The organism is Achromobacter spanius, assembly GCF_029637605.1.
Taxonomy (GTDB): Bacteria; Pseudomonadota; Gammaproteobacteria; order Burkholderiales; family Burkholderiaceae_B; genus Achromobacter; species Achromobacter spanius_E.
This window is the reverse complement of record NZ_CP121261.1, coordinates 3,639,607-3,658,896: the sequence shown is the minus strand read 5'-3', so window position 1 is coordinate 3,658,896 and position 19,290 is coordinate 3,639,607. Positions and strand designations below refer to the sequence as shown.

General features: G+C 65.6%; 17 protein-coding genes. 6 read left to right on the top strand and 11 right to left on the bottom strand.

Features of this window, described 5'->3' with window-relative positions; genetic code table 11:
* Nucleotide 1 precedes the first annotated feature (1 nt).
* On the bottom strand, nt 2-856 hold the full coding sequence (locus P8T11_RS16280) for an ABC transporter permease (RefSeq protein ID WP_268080986.1): 855 nt from the start codon (nt 854-856) through the stop codon (nt 2-4).
* A 99-nt stretch (nt 857-955) separates the two neighbouring features.
* Complete coding sequence (locus P8T11_RS16275) at nt 956-1,981, bottom strand: ABC transporter substrate-binding protein (protein ID WP_268080987.1); 1,026 nt, start codon at nt 1,979-1,981, stop codon at nt 956-958.
* Between the two features lie 243 nt (nt 1,982-2,224).
* Between P8T11_RS16275 and P8T11_RS16270 the strand changes: the two genes are divergently transcribed.
* The 5 genes from P8T11_RS16270 to P8T11_RS16250 all read left to right on the top strand — a co-directional run bounded on the left by P8T11_RS16270 (nt 2,225) and on the right by P8T11_RS16250 (nt 8,185).
* Nucleotides 2,225-2,638, top strand: coding sequence for a RidA family protein (locus P8T11_RS16270; RefSeq protein WP_268080988.1), 414 nt, complete (start codon nt 2,225-2,227; stop codon nt 2,636-2,638).
* A 21-nt stretch (nt 2,639-2,659) separates the two neighbouring features.
* Nucleotides 2,660-3,331 (top strand): DUF1028 domain-containing protein, encoded by a 672-nt coding sequence (locus P8T11_RS16265; RefSeq protein WP_268080989.1) that lies wholly within the window; start codon nt 2,660-2,662, stop codon nt 3,329-3,331.
* A 76-nt stretch (nt 3,332-3,407) separates the two neighbouring features.
* Nucleotides 3,408-4,385: a LysR substrate-binding domain-containing protein gene (locus P8T11_RS16260; protein ID WP_268080990.1), complete on the top strand. Its 978-nt coding sequence runs from the start codon at nt 3,408-3,410 to the stop codon at nt 4,383-4,385.
* Between the two features lie 93 nt (nt 4,386-4,478).
* A complete protein-coding gene (locus tag P8T11_RS16255; protein ID WP_268080991.1) occupies nt 4,479-6,470 on the top strand; it encodes an acid phosphatase in 1,992 nt (663 codons plus the stop codon).
* 167 nt (nt 6,471-6,637) lie between these two features.
* Nucleotides 6,638-8,185 (top strand): argininosuccinate lyase, encoded by a 1,548-nt coding sequence (locus P8T11_RS16250; protein WP_268080992.1) that lies wholly within the window; start codon nt 6,638-6,640, stop codon nt 8,183-8,185.
* 23 nt (nt 8,186-8,208) lie between these two features.
* Here the strand turns inward: P8T11_RS16250 and P8T11_RS16245 are convergent, their stop codons facing one another.
* A complete protein-coding gene (locus tag P8T11_RS16245) occupies nt 8,209-9,096 on the bottom strand; it encodes a LysR family transcriptional regulator (protein WP_268080993.1) in 888 nt (295 codons plus the stop codon).
* A gap of 161 nt (nt 9,097-9,257) precedes the next feature.
* Between P8T11_RS16245 and P8T11_RS16240 the strand changes: the two genes are divergently transcribed.
* The gene (locus tag P8T11_RS16240) at nt 9,258-10,700 is read left to right on the top strand and encodes an MFS transporter (protein WP_268080994.1); all 1,443 of its coding nucleotides are present in this window, start codon (nt 9,258-9,260) and stop codon (nt 10,698-10,700) included.
* Here the strand turns inward: P8T11_RS16240 and P8T11_RS16235 are convergent.
* The 8 genes from P8T11_RS16235 to P8T11_RS16200 form a co-directional block, all read right to left on the bottom strand.
* The gene (locus P8T11_RS16235; RefSeq protein ID WP_268080995.1) at nt 10,697-12,262 is read right to left on the bottom strand and encodes an NAD(P)/FAD-dependent oxidoreductase; all 1,566 of its coding nucleotides are present in this window, start codon (nt 12,260-12,262) and stop codon (nt 10,697-10,699) included. The genes P8T11_RS16240 and P8T11_RS16235 overlap by 4 nt on opposite strands.
* A 30-nt stretch (nt 12,263-12,292) precedes the next feature.
* Nucleotides 12,293-12,664, bottom strand: a complete 372-nt coding sequence (locus P8T11_RS16230; protein ID WP_268080996.1) for a DUF805 domain-containing protein — start codon at nt 12,662-12,664, stop codon at nt 12,293-12,295.
* 242 nt (nt 12,665-12,906) lie between these two features.
* Entirely contained in the window at nt 12,907-13,683 is a 777-nt protein-coding gene (locus P8T11_RS16225; RefSeq protein WP_268080997.1) for a cache domain-containing protein, read from the bottom strand.
* A 41-nt stretch (nt 13,684-13,724) separates the two neighbouring features.
* On the bottom strand, nt 13,725-14,471 hold the full coding sequence (locus tag P8T11_RS16220; protein ID WP_268080998.1) for a FadR/GntR family transcriptional regulator: 747 nt from the start codon (nt 14,469-14,471) through the stop codon (nt 13,725-13,727).
* 50 nt (nt 14,472-14,521) lie between these two features.
* Nucleotides 14,522-15,319: a nuclear transport factor 2 family protein gene (locus P8T11_RS16215; RefSeq protein ID WP_268080999.1), complete on the bottom strand. Its 798-nt coding sequence runs from the start codon at nt 15,317-15,319 to the stop codon at nt 14,522-14,524.
* A gap of 13 nt (nt 15,320-15,332) precedes the next feature.
* Nucleotides 15,333-16,763: a gamma-aminobutyraldehyde dehydrogenase gene (locus P8T11_RS16210; protein WP_268081000.1), complete on the bottom strand. Its 1,431-nt coding sequence runs from the start codon at nt 16,761-16,763 to the stop codon at nt 15,333-15,335.
* 199 nt (nt 16,764-16,962) lie between these two features.
* On the bottom strand, nt 16,963-17,928 hold the full coding sequence (locus P8T11_RS16205) for a Bug family tripartite tricarboxylate transporter substrate binding protein (RefSeq protein WP_268081001.1): 966 nt from the start codon (nt 17,926-17,928) through the stop codon (nt 16,963-16,965).
* 41 nt (nt 17,929-17,969) lie between these two features.
* The gene (locus P8T11_RS16200; protein ID WP_268081002.1) at nt 17,970-19,220 is read right to left on the bottom strand and encodes a CaiB/BaiF CoA transferase family protein; all 1,251 of its coding nucleotides are present in this window, start codon (nt 19,218-19,220) and stop codon (nt 17,970-17,972) included.
* Between the last annotated feature and the right edge of the window lie 70 nt (nt 19,221-19,290).

Genomic DNA, 19,290 nt, shown 5'->3' with positions numbered 1-19,290 from the left:
GCTAGTGCGCTCCCATTGCTTTGAGTCGCTTGGTGCCCCGGCCCAGCAGCATCAGCGACACGACCGTCAAGGCCAGGCCGGCAACGCTCAGGCTCGCGGCCAGGGGGAAGTTCATGGAAGAGAAGCCCAACTGGTAGACCAGCGTCGATACGGTGGGCACCCGGCCGCCGCCGATCATCTGCGGTGTGGCAAACGCGCTGAAGGTCCAGGCGAACGACGTGGTGATGCTGGCGATGATGCCCGGCATGGATAGCGGCAGCGTCACCGTCAGGAAGGTGCGCACGGGGCCGGCACCCAGGCTTTGCGCGGCTTTTTCATAGTCGCGATTGATGTGCGAAATGGCGGTGGCCAGCATCAGCACCACCACGGGTATCGTCACATGCACCAGCGCAATCAGCACGCCCAGGTGCGTGAACATCAGGTTCAGCGGCAGGTCGATCAACCCAGTTTTCCGCAGCACCGTGTTGATGAAGCCATTGTTGCCCAGCACGATGATCCACGAATACGTGCGGACGATTTCACCCAGGAACAACGGCGTGATCGACACGATGAGGATGAACGATTTCAACAGGCGGTTGCGCACCCGCACCATGGCATAGGCCAGCGGGTAGGCCACCAGCAAAGAGCAGATGGTGGTTTCGATGCTGAGCAGCAGCGTGTTGACGAAGGCGGACAGGTAGACGGACTTACCCAGCCCCGTGAAGTTCGCCAGCGTCAGCCCGCCCACGTCCAAAGAGCCGGGAATGAAGGCGCGCACACTGAATTGCAGCACCGCTGCCATCGACACGCAGATGCACAGGGCGACGAGGCCGGCGGGCGATATCAACCAGCCGCGCAGACTGGAACGTGTATTCATAGGGGCTTGTCAATCCGAATGCGTTGATGCTTGCTGGAAACGCCCGTGTCCCGCCATGGCCATGGCTGGGACACAGGCGCGGTGCAACCGGCGCGGATGTCAGTTCATGATGTTCTCGGTGAACCACTTGCGCCATTCCGCGGTCTTCTCGGCGCGCAGCTTGTCGTCGATCACGATGGCCTGCGTGTCCCACTGTTCCTTGGTGGTGAACACGCCGGGCAGCGCCGCGTCCTCGGCCGATACCTTGGCGTTCGTGACGACCGGGCTGGCCTTCTTGAAGGCCACGATCTTGGACTGCACTTCGGGCGACAAGGCGATGTTCATGAACTTGTAGGCCAGGTCAGCCTTGGTGCTGCCTTTCATGATGCCCATGGTGTCGATGCCCAGCACGGCGCCTTCCCTGGGCATGACCACCTTGATCGGCACGCCCTGGCTGATCATGTAGTAGGCGTTCATCGACAACAGAATCTGCACCGGGGTTTCGCCGGTGGCGATCAGTTGCTGGCTGTTGGCGTCGTTGGTGTAGAAGGCCTTGAAGTTCGGCTTCAGCGCGCGAAGCTTGTCCTGGCCTTTTTCCCAGGTCTTGGCGTCGCCGCCCGACAGCATGGCCGACACGTTGATGATGTGGCTGGGGTCGAAGTCCGGTGCCGACAGCTTGCCCTTGAGCTCGGGGTTCCACAGGTCGTTCCAGCTATCGAACTTGATGTCTTTGGGTGTCAGGTCGGGGCGGTAGCCGATGGTGTACACGTAGGCCCAACTGCCCACGTGATACGGGCTGACCTTGGCGCGGTCCACCAGGTTGGCGTAGTTGGGCAGCTTGGCGGTATCCAGCTTTTCGAACAGGCCGCCGTTCACATAAAGCCAGCCGATGTGCGACGTGGTGAACGTAATGTCGCTTTCGGGGGTCTTGCTCAGCTTGGCCTTGTTGAGCCGGTCGATCGTGCCGCCCGTGATGTACTTGACCGGCACGCCCGTCTGGCGCGTGAATTCCTTGCCGATGTTTTCGTCGATCAGGTCGCGAAAGCTGCCACCCCAGGTGCTGACCACCAGCGCGTCCTGGGCCCAGGCGACGTTGCCAAGCAGCGCGCCGGCAAGCAGGCCGGCTACCGTAAGTTTGCGAATCATTGAAATCCCCTTGTCTATGTTGGTTCCGCCGAGCGCTTCCGACTGGAAGCCAGATGATGGAAGAGGGGGCAGCGGGGGCCAAGTCGCCTTTTCCTTCGGCCTGGCTCGAATTTCCTGAGGCGCGGCCATGCCGTGCCTGAGTCGGAAATTCCGAGAGCGGGCAAAGGAAAAAACAAATAGCCGGTGGCGTCGTCCGGGTTTGAAGATGGGGGCCATGCCATTGACCCACCTACCCACGCCGCCATGAAACACAAGCGCATCCGCACCTTCAATACCAAGATCACCTACCCCGAACAGAGCCTGGACAACGATCTGTGCCAGGCCGTGGTGGCCCGGGGCAGCACCGTCTTCCTGCGGGGACAGATCGGGCAGAACCTGGATACCTCTGAAAGCGTTTGCATCGGCGACGCCGCCGGGCAGGCCGAACAGGCCATGGCGAACATCGCCATGCTGCTCAAAGAGGCGGGCGGTGAACTCGAGGACATCTGCAAGATCACCATTTACATCATTGATCCGCGTTACCGCGAGGCTGTCTACCGCGTGGTGGGACGCTGGCTCAAGGGGGTATACCCGGTGTCCACCGGCATCGTGGTGTCGGCCCTGGCGCGGCCGGAATGGCTGGTTGAAATCGACGCCACCGCTGTCATCCCCGATTGACATCCCTTCAGGCCACCGACCATGACCTTCTCGATCATTGCCCGCTGCCCCGCCTCCGGCCAGTTCGGCGCGGCCGTCTCGTCGTCTTCGCCCGCCGTGGCTTCGCGCTGCATCCGCGCGCGCGCGGGCGTGGGCGCCGCCGTCAGTCAGAACATCACCGACCCCGCGTTGGGGCCGCTGGCGCTGGACTTGATGGCGGCCGGGCATAGCCCGCAACAAGCGCTTGATGGCTTGCAGGAACGGCCCTTCATCGCCTACCGCCAATTGATGGCGATAGACGCCACGAACCCGCCGGCCATCTACACGGGCGCCAGCGCGCTGGGCGTGTTGGCCAGCGCGGCAGGCGAGCACGCCGCCTGCGCCGGCAATATGCTGGCCAGCACCGACGTGCCGCGCGCCATGCTGGCCGCGTTCGAACGGGCAGAGGGCGCGCTGGCCGAACGCTTGATGCAAGCGCTGCTGGCAGGTCAGGAGGCGGGCGGCGAAGCGGGGCCGGTGCATTCGGCTGGCCTGCTGGTGTATCAAGACCTGGACTGGCCCATCGTGGACCTGCGGCTGGATTGGGTCGAGGCCGGACCGGTTGAAGCGCTGTACGAGGCCTGGAAAATTTACGAGCCGCAGCTTGCGGCCTACGTGACGCGCGCGCGTGACCCGCGCGACGCGCCCAGCTTCGGCGTGCCGGGCGACTTGTGAGACTGAGGAAAATGTTGCCCACCGCCACGGGCAGACCGGATACTCTGCAACATTCCCTGTTCCCTCAAGTTGGACCATGCTCAATCGCATTTCCCTGCGCCAGATGGAGTACCTCGTGGCGACTGCCAAGCACGGCAGCATCGCCGCGGCGTCCGCCCAGATCCACATCTCGCCGCCGTCCATCTCGGCGGCCATTGCCCACATCGAGACCGAGCTTGGGGTGCAACTGTTTGTGCGGCATCCCTCCAAGGGCCTGGCGCTGACGCCCTTGGGCATGCAGGTCATGCAGGAATGCGAAGACCTGCTGGAACGCGCGACCAAGCTTTATGAAATTGCCTCAAACTCCACGGACGCGATCCAGGGCGTGCTGCGCGTGGGCTGCTTTCAGCCGCTGGCGGCCATGATTGCGCCAGAGGTCATCTTTGGCTTTTCGCGCGCCTTTGAAAAGGTCGAGCTGCATATGGCCGAAGGCGACCAGCAAGAGCTCATCAACAAGCTGCACACGCTGGACATCGACGTGGCGTTGACCTACGACCTGCAACTGGGCGAAGAGATCAGCTTTGAAACGCTGGCGCACATGCCGCCCCATGTGCTGGTCAGCGAACTGCATCCGCTTGCGCAGCAGATTGCCGTCACGCTTGATGAGCTGGCGCAGTTGCCCATGGTGTTGCTGGACCTGCCCATGAGCCGGGAATATTTCCTGTCCTTGTTCTCCAAGGCCGGGCTGGAACCGAACATCGTGGCGCGTTCACGTTCCGAAGACGTGGTGCGTTCGATGGTCGCCAATGGCATCGGCTACGCGCTCTTCAACGTGCGGCCGAAGTCGACCCAATCATTGGACGGCAAGCGCCTGGTTCGTCTGCGCCTGGCCGGTGAACAACGCCCCATGCTGCTGGGCTTGGCCACGTACAAGCCGATGAAGCCCTCACGCCTGACGCAAGCATTCATGCAGCGCTGTCGCGCGTATATCTCGGATCAGTACATCCCGGGCATGAGCGCGGCCAGCTTCTTCGACCCCTACATTTCCGGCGTGGCCGCGTCCGATCCGCCATGACGCAGAAGCCGCGGGTTTAGCAAACGGGTGTCATCGGGCGTAAATATTTTCTACCTACCATGCTGCGTTCTCTAACCAGTTTGGTTGATCCCGATGATTCAAGCACGACCCTTGCGCAGGGTGCTCCCTGCCTATGCCTTGCGCGCAACGTCCCTGGCGGTAATCCTGGCCTTGTCCGCCTGCGGCGGCGATGACGACAACGATACCGACGCCCCAGGTCAGAACGACGACGTTGCCTATGTCATCCCCGCGCCGCCCGCCGGGCTGGGCCGAGTCGACACCGCGCCGGTGCCCGATGCGCCCGCCTTTGTTGATTTCGCCAACACGAACCAGCGTGGTGATCCGCGCTACGCCACCCTGGAAACCAATGCCGGCGTGCGTGTGCTGGGCGGCTTTCTGGACATCTGGGAACCGCGCACCCGCCTGGTGGATGCCGGTGTCACGGCAGCAGGCGCCGATGGCTTTCCCGGCGTCATCGCGTCGGACTGGACGGGCATTCCGGGCGATGCCACGGATGGCCGCGTCAAGAACAAGGCCGTGCACGACGAGAACATCGACTTCGTCGTGCGCACCACCGCCGCGCGCACGCCGGAGCAGGCCAAGGCCGCCTACCTGGATGATCGCCGTGGCAAGAACTACAGCGTGACCGATGGCCTTGGGCCGCTGACGTCCTACTGGCGCACCGCTGCGCAGCAGACCACCAGCATCAACGACGTGGCGCCCGACGCCACCACGGTGAAGTACGACGACACCGGCAACAACACGGGCGTAAGTGGCGCCGCCAACCCGGAATTTGGCGACGTCATCGCCTTTGTGCAGAGCATGGGCGCCAATGCGTCCACCGAGCCCAGCAAGCGCTACTACAAGTACGCACGCCCGTGGCGCTGGAGCGCCGACGTACAGGTGGTGCCCACGCTTGAACCCGCCAAGAGCCTGACTCCGCCGACCGATGGCGGCTACCCCAGCGGCCACACGGCGGAATCCGTGCGCAACGCCATCGGCATGGCGTATCTGGTGCCGGAGCGCTTCCACGAATTGCTGGCGCGCGGCCTGGAACTGGGCGAAAGCCGCATCATCGCCGGCATGCATTCACCGCTGGACGTGATCAGCGGCCGCATCCTGGGGCAGGCCTCGGCGCTGGGCAACATCTATGCCGCCAGCGAAGGCACGCGCTCGGTGGCGTATGCGCAGGCGCACCAGACGCTGATGGCCGCCGTGGGCGCCAGCACGCCCGAGCAGTTCCTGGCGTTCGCGCATTCGCAGGACGTCAGCCAGGACCGCTTTGCGGATCATGCCGTGAACAAGGCCGAGTACCGTCGCCGCCTGACGTTCGCCTTCACGCAGATTGGCGACACCGGCAAACCGGCCGTCGTGCCCAAGGGCGCGGAGGTCATGCTGGAAACGCGCTTGCCGTACCTGACGGCCGATCAACGCCGCGTGGTGTTGAAGACCACGGCGCTGCCCTCGGGCTATCCGGTCATTGACGACGCCGAAGGCTTTGGCCGCCTGAACCTGTTCGCAGCCGGCGACGGCTACGGCGCCTTCAATGGCGACGTGGACGTCACCATGACGGCCAGCCGTGGTGGCTTCAATGCGCTGGACGTATGGCGCAATGACATCGCCGGCGCGGGCAAGCTCACCAAGAGCGGCACCGGCACCTTGGGGCTGGCGGGCGCCAACGCCTACACGGGTGGCACCCTGGTTGCGGGCGGCACGCTGCGCGCGGATTCTGCCAAGGCGCTGGGCGAGGGCGCGGTGTACCTCAGCGGCGGCGCCCTGGCGCTGAATGCCGCTGAAGCGGTGCAGGTGCAAGGCAGCTATACCCAGACTTCGGCTGGCGTGTTGCAAGCCCTGATCGGCGACGATGAAGCCGGCCAGATCGCCGTGAACTCGGATGCTGCCCTGGCAGGTCAGTTGAACGTTGACTTCCGTTCGGGCTACACGCCGCAGGTGGGTGCAACGATCACGGTGCTGCGCGCCAACAAGGTGCATGGCACGTTCGACGGCATTACGGTCAACGGCTTCAAGGCCACTGCCGTGTACAACGCCGACAGCGTGCAGGTGCGCCTGGATTCGGCGGTCTAAGCGTTGCGGGCGACCTGGTCGCCCGCACGCCGGCTTGGCCCCTGCCTTCGGGATGGCAGGGGTTTTTTTTTACTTTTCGTTCTTCACCACGCATCCGTGAAACTCTGGGTTTGCGGCAAAGGGGCTTTTCCATAAACTACCGGACCACCCCCAATAACGAGAACTCCATGAGACAGTTTTTTCCCACCCTGGGCGCCGCCCTGGTTTTGTCGCTGAGCGCGCACGCCGCGCAGGCCCAGGCCGCGCCGGCTGCGGGCGCCAAACCGGCGGCAGCCTCCGCCACCCCACGCGACCCCTTCTTCTGGTTGGGGGAAATCAACAAGGCCACCACCGTCATCAACACCGATGAAGGGCTGCTGGACAAGGCCATGGCGCCGCGCCTGGCGGCGGGTGTGGCCAAGGTGATCCACGACGGCAACCAGCCCGGCGGCAAGCGCCCCGCCACAGTCATCACCTTCGAGCCCCTGCTGATCAAGGCGGCGGGCGAAGACATCACGTTGCTGCACGCCGGCCGCTCCAGCCAGGACATGCACGCGACCTACCGCAGCGCCATCCTGCGCGACAAGCTGCTGGAGCTGGCCGACCAACTGAACAAGACCTCGACGACGATGGTTGAGCTTGCCGCCAAGCACGCTGGCACCGTCGTGCCGAACTACACCAATGGCGTGGCCGCGCAGCCCAACAGCTATGGCCATTACCTGCTGGGCCAGGCTGCCGGCCTGGCGCGCGACGCCGATCGCATCCGCGAAGCCTATGTGCGCATCGACCGTTCGCCCATGGGCACTACCGTGCTCAACGGCACCAGCTGGCCGCTGGACCGTAAACGCATGGCGCAATACCTGGGCTTTGAGGCGCTGGTCGACAACGCCTACGATGCCTCGCAGATCTCGTCCATGGACCAGCCCGTGGAAGTGGCGTCCATCGTGACCAGCATCGCGCTGCGGACCGGTAACTTCGTTGAAGACGTCATGACGCAGTACGCGCAGTCGCGCCCCTGGATCCTGCTGCAAGAGGGTGGCGACAACACCTATGTGTCCAGCGCCATGCCGCAGAAGCGCAACCCGGGTTTGCTGAACTCCACCCGCAGCGATGCCTCTACCGCGCTGACGCTGGCGATGGGGCCGGCCATCCAGACGCACAACATCACGCCGGGCATGAGCGACCCCAAGGACGTGAAGCAGAATTCGGCAATGGTGGACAGCGGCATCTCGGCGCTCAAGCGCTGGGATCGCGTGTTGAAGGCCATGGTCATCAGCCCCGAGCGCGCGCTGGAAGAACTGAACAGCGACTGGACCGCCTCGCAGGAGCTGGCTGACGTGCTGATGCGCAAGTACAAGCTGCCGTTCCGCGACGGCCACCACTTTGCGTCCGAAGTGGTCAGCTACGCCCGCGCCAACAACATCAAGCCGCTGGACTTTCCGTATGAGCAGGCCCGCCGCATCTACGCGGATGCCATGAAAGACTCCAAGTACGCCAAAGAACTGCCGATGAGCGAAGCGGAATTCCGCTCGACCCTGGACCCCGTGTCCATCGTGAAAAATCGCGCCACCATCGGCGGCCCGCAGCCGGCGGAAATGGACCGCATGCTGAAAGAAGCGCGCGCGCAGTTGAGCGAGCAGGGCAAGTGGATTCAGGATCGTCGCGCCCACATCAACCAGTCGCTGGCCGAGCTGGACAAGCAGTTCAACGCCCTGGCGGCCAGCGCCGCGAAGTAAGCGCAAGCCTGGGCGCGCGGGGGCTACTGGATGGCGTCCAGCACGCAACCGCGCAACCAGCGATGCGCGGCATCGCCGTCCATGCGGGGATGCCACAGCATCGACACGGTGAACGTCGGTACGGGGAAGGGAAGCGCAAAGCTGTGCATGCCGGCGCGCAGCGTGCCGGTGTGCCGTTCCGGCACGGTGGCGATCAGGTCCGTTTCCCGGGCCAACGCCAGGGCGGCGGAGAAGCCGCCCACCAGGGTGGCGATGTGCCGTTGCCGCCCCGTGGCTGCCAAGGCGTCGTCCACCGGCCCCTTGTCCTGGTTGCGGCGCGACATCAGAATGTGCTGCGCCTTGGCGTAGCGGGCCAGCGTGATCTTGCCGCCACCAAGCGGATGGCCCGCGCGCACGACACCGATGAAGCGGTCTTGAAACAGCGCGCGCGTGCGCAGCTCGGGGCTGGCCGCGTCGCCCACCACGCCGGTTTCCAGGTCTACTTCGCCTTCGCGCAGCGGCGCACTGCTTTTGTCGGTCTTCTGCATGAAGCGCAGCCGCACGCCGGGGGCTTCGTCGCCCATGCGGGCCAGCAGCCGGGCGCCGAAATTCTCGACAAAGCCATCGCTGGCGCGCAGCGTGAAGACGCGATCCAGCCGCGTCAAATCCAATGCTTCGGCGGGCCGCAGCACCGCTTCCACGTCTTGCACCAGTTCATGCACATGGGCGCGCAGCGCCAGCGCGCGCGGTGTGGGCACCAGCCCGCGTCCGGCGCGCACCAGCAGCGGGTCGCCCGTGGTGGCGCGCAGCCGCGCCAGCGCACGGCTCATGGCCGACGGGCTTAGCCGCAAGCGTCTCGCGGCGCGCGCCACGCTGCCTTCGTCAAGCAAGGCGTCCAGGGTGATAAGCAGGTTGAGATCGGGCGTGGCCATGCTCGCAAACGTAGCACGGATGTGCACTTGCCCGCGGCTTTTGTCATAGCGTCTGGTGCAGGTATTCAATGTAAATGCTGCGTCTTTCGCCTGATTCCAGTAGCGCCTAGGATGTGTTGAGGGCGCCGTGTTGGTGGCCCGCTTTGCTTGCAGGCCTGATCGTGCATACCCAACCTTCCACAGCTTCTCCGTCTATTCCCCTTCTGGCCTGCCTGTCCCTGTGCATGCTGTTGCCCGCGCTGGCGACCAGTATTGCCAACGTCGCATTGCCGACGCTTGCGCAAGCGTTCGAGGCGCGCTTTCAAGCTGTTCAATGGGTGGTGCTGGCGTACTTGCTTGCCATCACAACGCTGATCGTCAGCGTGGGCCGCTTGGGCGACTTGATGGGGCGTCGGCGTCTGATGCTGGTGGGTATCGCCCTGTTCACCGTGGGGTCGGCGCTGTGTGGCGGCTCACCCTGGTTAGGTGGCTTGATGGGCTTGATTGGGGCGCGTGCCGTTCAAGGCCTGGGCGCCGCCGTCATGATGGCGTTGACGATGGCGTTCGCCAGCGAAGCCGCGCCGAAAGGCAAGACCGGTAGCGTGATGGGGCTGCTGGGCACGATGTCGGCGGTGGGCACGGCGCTGGGGCCCACCTTGGGCGGCCTGCTGATCAGTGGCTGGGGTTGGCCGCTTATCTTTCTGATCAATCTGCCCCTGGGCGCGCTGGCGTTCGCGCTGGCCTGGTCTTATCTGCCGGCCGACCGCAAGCCCGCCGGCCAGGCCCGCGCGCGTTTCGACGTGATGGGTTCGCTGTTGCTGGCGCTGGCCATTGCGGCGTATGCGCTGGCGATGACGGCCGGTGGTGGCTTTGGCGGCTTTGGCGCAAACCAGGCCGTGCTGCTGTTGGCGGCCACGGTGGCGGCGGTGGCATTCGTGCGGATGCAGGCCAGGGCGGCGTCGCCCTTGATTCAGTTGGCGCTGTTTCGCCAGCCCACGCTGCGGGCGGGTGTGGCGACCAACACGCTGGTGTCCACCGTAATGATGACGACGCTGGTGGTGGGGCCTTTCTATCTGGCGGGCGCGTTGGGCCTGGATGCCGCGCGGGTCGGGCTGGTGATGTCTTGCGGACCGGTTGTGGCGGCGCTGGTGGGCGTGCCGGCCGGACGCGGGGTGGACCGCTATGGCGCGCAGCGCGTGATGCTGGCCGGCTTGGCCGCGATGGCGACGGGCGCGATCCTGCTGCCCTGGGTGCCGATGGTGGTTGGCGGGGTGGCGGGGATGGCGCGCGTGGCGGAATACGTGGCGCCGCTGGTGGTGATCACCAGCGGCTACGCGCTGTTCCAGGCCGCCAACAGCAGTGCCGTCATGGGCAGCACGGGCGCTGACCAGCGTGGCGCGGTATCGGGCGTGTTGAACCTGTCGCGCAACCTGGGCTTTATTACCGGCGCATCGTTGATGGGCGCGGTGTTCGCCTGGGCGGCGGGCGCGGGCGACCTCCGGGCCGCATCGCCCGCCGACCTGGCGACGGGCATGCGGTGGACGTACGCCTTGGCCGCGGCCTTGCTGCTGTTGGCCTTGGCCTTGGCGGCGCTGGACCGGGGCCGCGCGCGCGTGGCGGCTTAGAACGACACCATGTCGGCCGGGTTGATGATGCCCATCACGCCCAGCGCGCCTTTGATCAGCGGAATGGCGACGGGCGACAAATGCCGGCCCAGCGGAATGCCGGCGTGGTCAAAGCGCGTCAGCATGGCGTAGTCGGTGTTGCGGCCGGTCAGGTCGTCACTGATGGCGCGGCCGATGCGCACCGTTTGCGCCACGCCGTGGCCGCTCCAGCCATGCACCATGTACACCGGCACGTCGCCCGCGCTCTTGCGGCTGTCGGTGGCGCCGTTCAGCGTCAGGTCGCTGATGCCGCTCCAGGAATATTCCAGTTCAGGTTTCTCCAGCTGCGGAAACACGGTCTTGATGCGGTCCAGCAGGTAGTTGTTGACGTCGCGCGGCGACCACGAGTTGCCCGTGCCCTGGCCGCCGAACAGCAGGCGCTGGTTGCGCACCGGGCGGTAGTAGTCAATTTGCAGTTGCGTGTCGTAGACCGGCAAGCCCGACGGGATCAACGCATCCAGGGTGTCGCCCAGCGGCGGGGTGACCGCCACATAGGTGAAGAAGGGCACGGTGGTGGCGCTGCCCGGCATGAACTGGAAGGTGGCGCTGTGCACGGCCAGCACCACGGCGCGGCGGGCTTTGATCGCGCCTTGCGCGGTCTTGACCAACGTGCTGCCCGGTGACTCTTCAATGGCTTGCGCGGTGGTGTTGTCGTGCACCCGGCCGCCCAGCTTGACGAAGGCGTGGACCAGGCCGCGCAGCAAGGCCAGCGGCTGCACCTGGCCGCCACCGCCGTCGATGGCGGCGCCGAAATAGATGTCGGATTTCACGTACTGCTCTTTCAGTTCGTGCCGGCCGATGATCTTCACCTCGTCATCGCCCAGGCGGCGGCGCGCGTCGGCGTTTTCGACCAGTGCACCCATATGGCCCGCGTGGACCGCCGCCGTGATGTGGCCGCGTTTGCGGTCGCAATCAAAGCCGTAGCGGTCGCGCAGGCCGTCCACCGTTTCCATGGCTTCCACTGAAGCAAAGCGCCACAGGCGCCGAGCTTCATCGATGGATAACTTGTCCAGCATGGTGCCGGCTTCCCAGCGCGCCAGGCCGGGCGTCATCTGCCCGCCGTTGCGGCCCGAGGCACCCGAGCCGATATGGTCTTTTTCGATCAGCACGACGTCGACCCCGGCTTCGGCCAGGTGCAGCGCGGTAGACGCGCCCAGCAAACCGCCGCCGATGACGACGACGTCGCAGTCCAGGTCGCCGGGCAGGGCGCCAAACGACGGCCACTCGGACAGCGACGCTTCGTAATAGTTGGCGGGCATGGGGTCGGACGGGCTGGCGTCATGGCGCCAGTTCCAGATGCGCGGGTCGATGCCCAGTTGGGTAGGGATCTTGCGTGCGTCTTGCAGCAGTTGAGCGGGCCGCAGGGCGGTGTTGGTGAGCGGCACCGTGGTCAGTGGCGCGGAGGACTGTGGAGAGGACAGGGCGGAGGAGGCCGCCGGCCACAATCCCAGCGCGCCAACGGCGGAAGCCGCGGTCGATGCGGCCGCCGTCTTGAGGATGAATTCGCGTCGATTCAATGTCATGGCTAGGTTCCTGAAGGCTGTGCGAGCGGCTCAGGCCGTTGCAAGGGAGGGAGCGGCGCCGTAGCGGTTGCGGCCAGGGGCGCCCGAGGCAAGCATGAAGGCCTGCAACAGCAGCGTGCCGATGACCGGCACGGCATGCAGAAGGCCCCACCAGCCGCTGCGCCCGGTGTCGTGCAGGCGGCGTATCGATACCGCCAATGCGGGAAGAAAGGTCAGCAGCAGAAAGCCCGCCGTGTACCAGCCGAACAGGATTTCAGGGTTGGCGATGGCCAGCGCGCGTTCCACGGCTGAAATCGCCAGCACCATCAAGATCTGGCACAGCACGAAGATCCAGTATTCGCGACGCGGCGCGCGTCCTTCGAAGACGGCGTAGTGTTTAAGGGCTTGCAGATACCACTTCATGAAGGTTCTCCTGTTTGCAAAAGATGTGCGCCATCCGCGCCGGCTAGGGCGCGGGCGGCGGGGAAGCGCCAAAAAAATAGGTGTGGCGGGCACGACCCGCGTGGGGTCAGCCCGTCAGGGGAGGCGGCCGGTCAAGGCGGCCGGGCAAGGGAGCCGATCAAGTTGGGGCCGATCAAATGTGGCTGCTCAAGGGGAGCCGGCGCAGTGTGCCCAGCTAGGTTTGCCCAGCGGGGTCTGCCCAGCTATGTGTGGCCGCTAAGGTGCGGAAGCCCCAAGGGGCCGGGCAGGCCGAATGCCGTGCGCGGCGACGCGGCGGGCAGTACCGCCAGGCGCAGCGCGCGGGGAGCGCCGATCAGTCGGTCATCGTGCCGCGGCCGCCACAAGCTGCCAGCGCGAATGCGGTGGGCGGTGGACATCACCACGCGCGAATCGGCATTGAGCACCAGCGCCGGCTTGCCAATCGCGTGCAAGGCGGGCAGCAGCATGCGGTCCAGTGTCGAGACCAGCACGTCGACGGCGGCAACACCGGCGCAGGCGCCCTGGACCAACACGGGATGCGCGGCGGTGATGGTGTAGGCGCCGTTGCAGATGTAGTCGACATAGGGGCCTTCCACCACGGGGCGCAGGCAGCGCGCGGGCTGGTCAAACCAGGCGAATGCGCGGAAGTCCAGGCGCCGCCGTGTTTCCTGGTTGCGATCCAACTGCGCCTGCTGCATCGACGGGCCTTCCTGTTGCCACCATTCCAGCGTCCAGTAGCCGTCGTCGGGCCCGACCGGTGCCGCGTAGCTGGCAAAGCCCGCGCCATTGCACCAGGGGTTGAGTTGCAACGCCACCTGAATATGGGTTTGCAGCGCGCGGCGGTGTTCGCCCGACAGCCGCAGGCCGCTGCCCGGCGCCGGGGTCTGCCCCGACAGGATCTGGGCCGCCGCTTCAGCCAGCGCGCCCGCGGTGTTCTGCGCGTCGTTCAGGACGCATTCCAGAATGCCGTTGGCGCGGTCGATATGAGCGTCTTCGTTCATCTGCCGTCTCCTCCCCAGGCTTGCCGCCAGCGTCAGCGGCCCTAGGTTTGTTGTGGCGGAGGCGCCGTGGCGTCCAACCGCAGTTTGTGTTCAAGCAGGTGGTCGGTTTGCATGCCGATCATGTCCTGGGCACAGGCGCTGCTGGCGGACTCGTCGCCGGCAAGCAGCGCAGCCTGCAAGCGGCGATAGGCGTTGACGATGCCGGTGTGCAGCGCCGCGTGCGGGTAAATGGACGCGACCAGCGGTGCCCATTCCGCCTGGATGGCCAGTTCCTGGTTGGCCAGCCGCGCGGATTGCGCGTGGGTGGCCAGCATCAGCAGGCAGCGCATGTCGGCCTGCGCACGCGCCTGCGGGTCGGCCGCCGCCTGGAACTGATCGATCTCGCGCGCCAGCCGCTGATGTTCATCGGCGGTGGAGCGTTGCGCGGCCAGCTTCGCGCTGTGGCCGACCACGGCGCAATGCAGTTCGCCCAGGTCGGCCAGGTCGCCCGGCGTGGCCAGCCGCAGCGGATGGCGGTCGTGCATCATCTGCGCCGGTACCGGGCACACGAAACTGCCGCCATTGCGCCCGCGCCGGGTATCGATCAACTGCCTTGCGCGCAAGGTGTTCAAGGCCTCGCGCATGGTCACGGGCGACACGCCCATCAGGCGTGAAAGCTCGTTCTCGTTGGGCAGTTGCTCGTCGGCATGCAGCAGGCCGGCCACGATCGCGTTGCTTAAGCGTTCGACCACCTGCTCCGAGCGCGTGCCTTGGCCGATGGGGGCGTAGACGATGGCGTGGGCGGTCATGGCGGGACTCCGGGGCGGGAATGGGAAACGTGCATCATGCCATGGCAGCGCTAGAAGATGCCGTGGCGATGCTGCGCCTGGCTGTCCTCGGGCACCGGCGTGATGGCGTCCCACAGTTCGGCGACCTTGCCGTCCTGTACGCGCCACAGTTCAAAGTAGGCATGGCGCTCGCCGGCGATGCTGCCTTCCGAATGCGTCAGCACGAAGTCGCCTTCGGCCACGCTGCGATGCACGCGGCTGTATTGCAGCCCGTGGCCGGTTTCCCGCAACTGGTTCAGGAAGTCGACCACGGCCACCGTGCCGTCGGCGATGTCGGGGCTGTGCTGGTGGAAGCCTACGCCGTTGCAGTAATCGTTGAAGGCGGAATAGTCCCCTTCGATCAGGGCGCGGGTGAAGAAGGCCATGACCAGGCCGCGGTTGGCCTCGGCGTCTTGGCCTGCGCTGGGCTGAGTGGGGCCATCCAGCTGCGTGCGGCCGCTGGCGTTGGGTGGTGCTTCCGGGACCAGGCCGTCCCAGTGTTCGACGATGCGGTGGTCAGCCACGCGGTAGATGTCGAAGCCCACCAGGGCTTGCGCGCCCAGGCCGGTGTAGCGGCCATGGATGGCGACCAGGTCGCCGTCCACCAGTACGCGATAAACCTCGTGATGCAAGTCGGGATGTTCCTGCACCAGCATGAAGAGGCCGTCCGCGCCGTCTTTCACCAGCGGCGAATGCTCAATGAAGCGCGGCGAGAAATAGCGCTCCAGCGCGCCGGTGTCGCGCAGCGTGAACAGTTCATGGTGCGCGCGGGCGACAAGGTCACGCAGGACATTGGCCTTGGGCGGGGTGGAATGTGAAGTCGTGGTCATGGCGATTCCGGGGTTAATCGTGCGAGCTCATCACGTGCTTGACGCGCGTGTACTCTTCAAAGCCGTAGGCGGACAGGTCCTTGCCATAGCCCGAACGCTTGAATCCGCCATGCGGCGCTTCGGCGGTCAGCGGGATGTGCGTGTTGATCCACACGGTGCCGAAATCCAGATCGCGCGACAGGCGTTGGGCGCGGCCGTGGTCGCGCGTCCAGACGCTGGCGGCCAGGCCGTATTCCACGTCATTGGCCTTGGTGATGGCGTCGGCTTCATCGACGAATTTCTGCACCGTGATGACCGGGCCGAAGACTTCGGTCTGGACGGCTTCGTCTTGCTGTTGCAGGCCGGTGATGACGGTGGGCTCGAAGTAATAGCCGGCGCGCGCGGCGTGGCGGCCACCGATTTCAACCCGGGCGTGGGCGGGCAGGCGCTTGATGAAACCCTGTATGCGCTCCAGTTGCGCGGCGTTGTTCAGCGGGCCGTACAGCGCGTCTTGGTCGTCGGGTTCGCCGAAGCGCGTGTCGCGGGCGGCAGCCACCAGCTTTTCAACGAAAGCGTCGTGGACGGATTCCGCGACGATGACGCGCGTGGCGGCGGTGCAGTCCTGGCCGGCGTTGAAGAAGCCCGTCATGGCGATGTGCTGCGCGGCGCGGTCCAGGTCGGTGTCTTCAAAGACGACGACCGGCGCCTTGCCACCCAGTTCAAGGTGGGCGCGCGTGAGGTTGGCGGCGGCGGACGCGGCCACTTGCAGGCCGGCGCGTACCGAACCCGTAATGGATACCAGCGCGGGGGTCTTGTGCGACACCACCTTGGCGCCCGTGGCGGCATTGCCCAACACCACGTTGAAGGCGCCAGCGGGGAAGAACGGCGCGGCGATTTCGGCTAGCAGCAAGGTGCTTTCAGGCGTGCTGTCGCTGGGCTTGAGCACCACGGTGTTGCCCGCGGCAAGCGCCGGGGCGATCTTCCATACGGCCATCATGAGCGGATAGTTCCAGGGCGTGACCTGGCCCACCACGCCCAGCGGTTCGCGACGGATGCTGGACGTCAGGCCTTCCATGTATTCGCCAGTGGCCTTGCCTTCCAGGAAGCGGGCGGCGCCGGCAAAGAAACGGATCTGATCTACGCACACCGCCACTTCTTCCGAGGCGATCAAGTGCTTGAGCTGGCCGGTGTTGCGGCTTTGGGCTTCAACCAGGCGGTCGCTGTTGGCTGCGACGGCGTCGGCCAGTTTCAACAGAGCTTGCTGGCGTGCCGACGGGGTGCTGCGGCCCCAGGTTTTGAAGGCGTGGCTGGCGGCGGCATAGGCGGCGTCCACGTCAGCGTCGTTGGCGTTGGGAGAGCGGGCGATCGGCTGGCCGGTAACGGGGCTGATCAGATCAAAATACTCGGAGCCCTTGGACTCCGCGTATTGGCCGTTGATGAAATGCTTGAGGGTGGGCATCGCCATGGTTTGTCTCCGAAGGGGTGTGGTTGTTCTAATAGTTATATTCTCTGATGTTATAGGTATTAATTCTGTTGGGGTAAACCCTGGAGCTATCAGAACTGCTAGTTTGCCGAGTCAAACGCAAACGCCCGGGCACATGGCCCGGGCGTTGTCGTTCACCAGCAGGATGTCGAACGGGTCGGCCGGAAAATGGCCGCGGCCTTTAGTCCGCTTTCAACCCCGCCTTGAGGATCAGCGGTTCCCACTTCAGCCGTTCGCTGCGCGCGAAGGCATCCAGCTCCGCCGGCGTGCCGCCGCCCGGTTCGTGGCCCAGTTCCAGCAGGCGCTTTTGCACGTCGGGCTGCTTCAGAATCTTGACCAGCGCGGCGTTCAGCTTCTGCACCACGGCGGGCGGCGTGCCCTTGGGCGCGTACATCCCGTTCCACGCGATCACCTGGAAGTCTGGCAGGCCCTGCGCCGACACGGGCGGCACGCCGGGCAGCAGGGCAGACTCCTTCAAGGACGTGACAGCCAGCGCGCGCAGCTTGTCGCCGGTAATGAACGAGCGCGCGGCGCTGACGGTGTCGATGCCGATCTGCACCTGGCCGCCCATCAAATCGGTGGTGGCCGTGGCCGAACCCTTGTAGGGTATGCCGCGAATGCTGGCTACGCCTTGCTGTTTGAGCAGTTCGAACACCAGGCGCGCCGTGGTGCTGGGCATGCCGACGTTGACGCTGTCGGGCTTGGCTTTCTTCGGATCTCGCAGGTCTGCCAGGCTCTTGTAGGGGGATGCCGGCGTGGTCACCAACACCATCGGAAACGAGCTGACCAGCATGATCGGCTCGAAATCCTTGGCGGGGTCAAAGTTGGTGGAGGCGTAAATGAACTGGTTCAGCACGTGGGTGCCGTTGGTGCCCATCAGCACGGTGTAGCCGTCAGGCGCGGCGCGAGCCGCTTCGGACGCGCCGATGTTGCCGCCCGCGCCAGGGCGGTTTTCAACGATGAAGGGTTGACCCAGTTCGCGGGCCAGGTAGTCGCTGAGATAGCGCGCGGCCACGTCGGTGCCTTGGCCCGCCTGATACGGCACGATGATACGCACCGGCTTGGAAGGATAGTTGTCCGCCGCCGCCACGGGCTGCGTGCACAGCAGGGATGCCGCCAGCGCGGCGATCAAACGTAGTGATTTCATGGTGGTCTCCTGGGTTTTCTTATGGGCTTGCGTTCGTGCTGCTACGGCTTGGGCGGAGGCCTGCGCGGCGGCAGAACGCCTTGCTCCCGCAAGCTTGCGATGCGGGTGTCGTCGAGGCCGGCCTCCCGGAGGACCTCGTCCGTGTGCTGCGCAAAAGCGGGTGGCAGGCGGCCCACGCGCGTAGGTGCTTCCGCCAGGCGCGTGGCAGGGCCGATGCCGTGGTAACCGTCGCGATCAATACGCATGCCGCGATGCGCCGTATGCGCCTGCTCGAAGGCCTCGGGCACGCTATTGACCGGACCCACCGGCACGCCCAGCCGCATCAGGTCATGGCAGACCGCCTCGCGCGCGCGATCGCGCAGCGCCCCTTCGATGGCCTCGCGCAAGGCGTCCCGGTGTTGCAGGCGTTGGCGGTTGGACGTGAAGCGCCCGTCCTCCAGCAAGGGCGCCAAGCCGATGTAGTCGCAAAATTTTCGGAACTGCCGGTCGTTCACCACGCCCAGGAAAATGTCGCCATCGCGGCAGGCAAAGCGGTCATAGGGCGCGATGTTGGGATGCGCGCTGCCCATCAGCCCGGGCGTGCGCTGCGTGTGCATCCAGTTGGCGGCGTGGGGTACCAGCAGGCTGAGCGCGGTGTCGAACAAGGTGACGTCCACGCGCTGGCCCTGGCCCGTGCGGGCGCGGTGGTATAGCGCCAGCAGAATGCCCGACTGCGCGGTGTATCCCGTCAGGTGGTCAACGATGGGAATGCCGATGCGGGTGGGGCCGCTGGCCGCGTCGCCGTTCACGCTCATCAGCCCGCACATGGCTTGCAGGATGGCGTCGTAGCCGGGCAGGCCGCCCAGCGGGCCGTCTTCGCCAAAGCCCGAGATGGCGCAGTAAATCAGTTGGGGAAAGCGCGCCTTCAAGTCGGCTTCGTAGTCCAGCCCCCACTTGGCCATCGTGCCGGGAATGAAGTTCTCGACCAGCACGTCGGCCTGTTCCAGCAGGCGCAACAACACCTCGCGGCCCCCTGGCAATGACAGGTCCAGCCCGATGGCGCGCTTGCCCCGGTTCACCGCAGTGAAGTAGGCGGCGTCGCCGTCCGCATTGACGGGCGGGCCCAAGGCGCGCGTTTCATCGCCACCGGGCGGCTCGACCTTGATGACGCTGGCACCCTGATCCGACAGCATCTGGGTGCATAGCGGCCCGGCCAGCACCCGGGACAGATCAATCACCCGTATGCCGTCAAGCGCACCAGCGGCGCGGGCAGGCGGGGCGTGTGCAGCGTGCTCCGATGAACCAGACATCATTGACCTCGTTTTGGTCATGTCCAACGCGCGGGCGGCGATCCGCCAGCGCGCGATCATGGCAAGCAGCGGC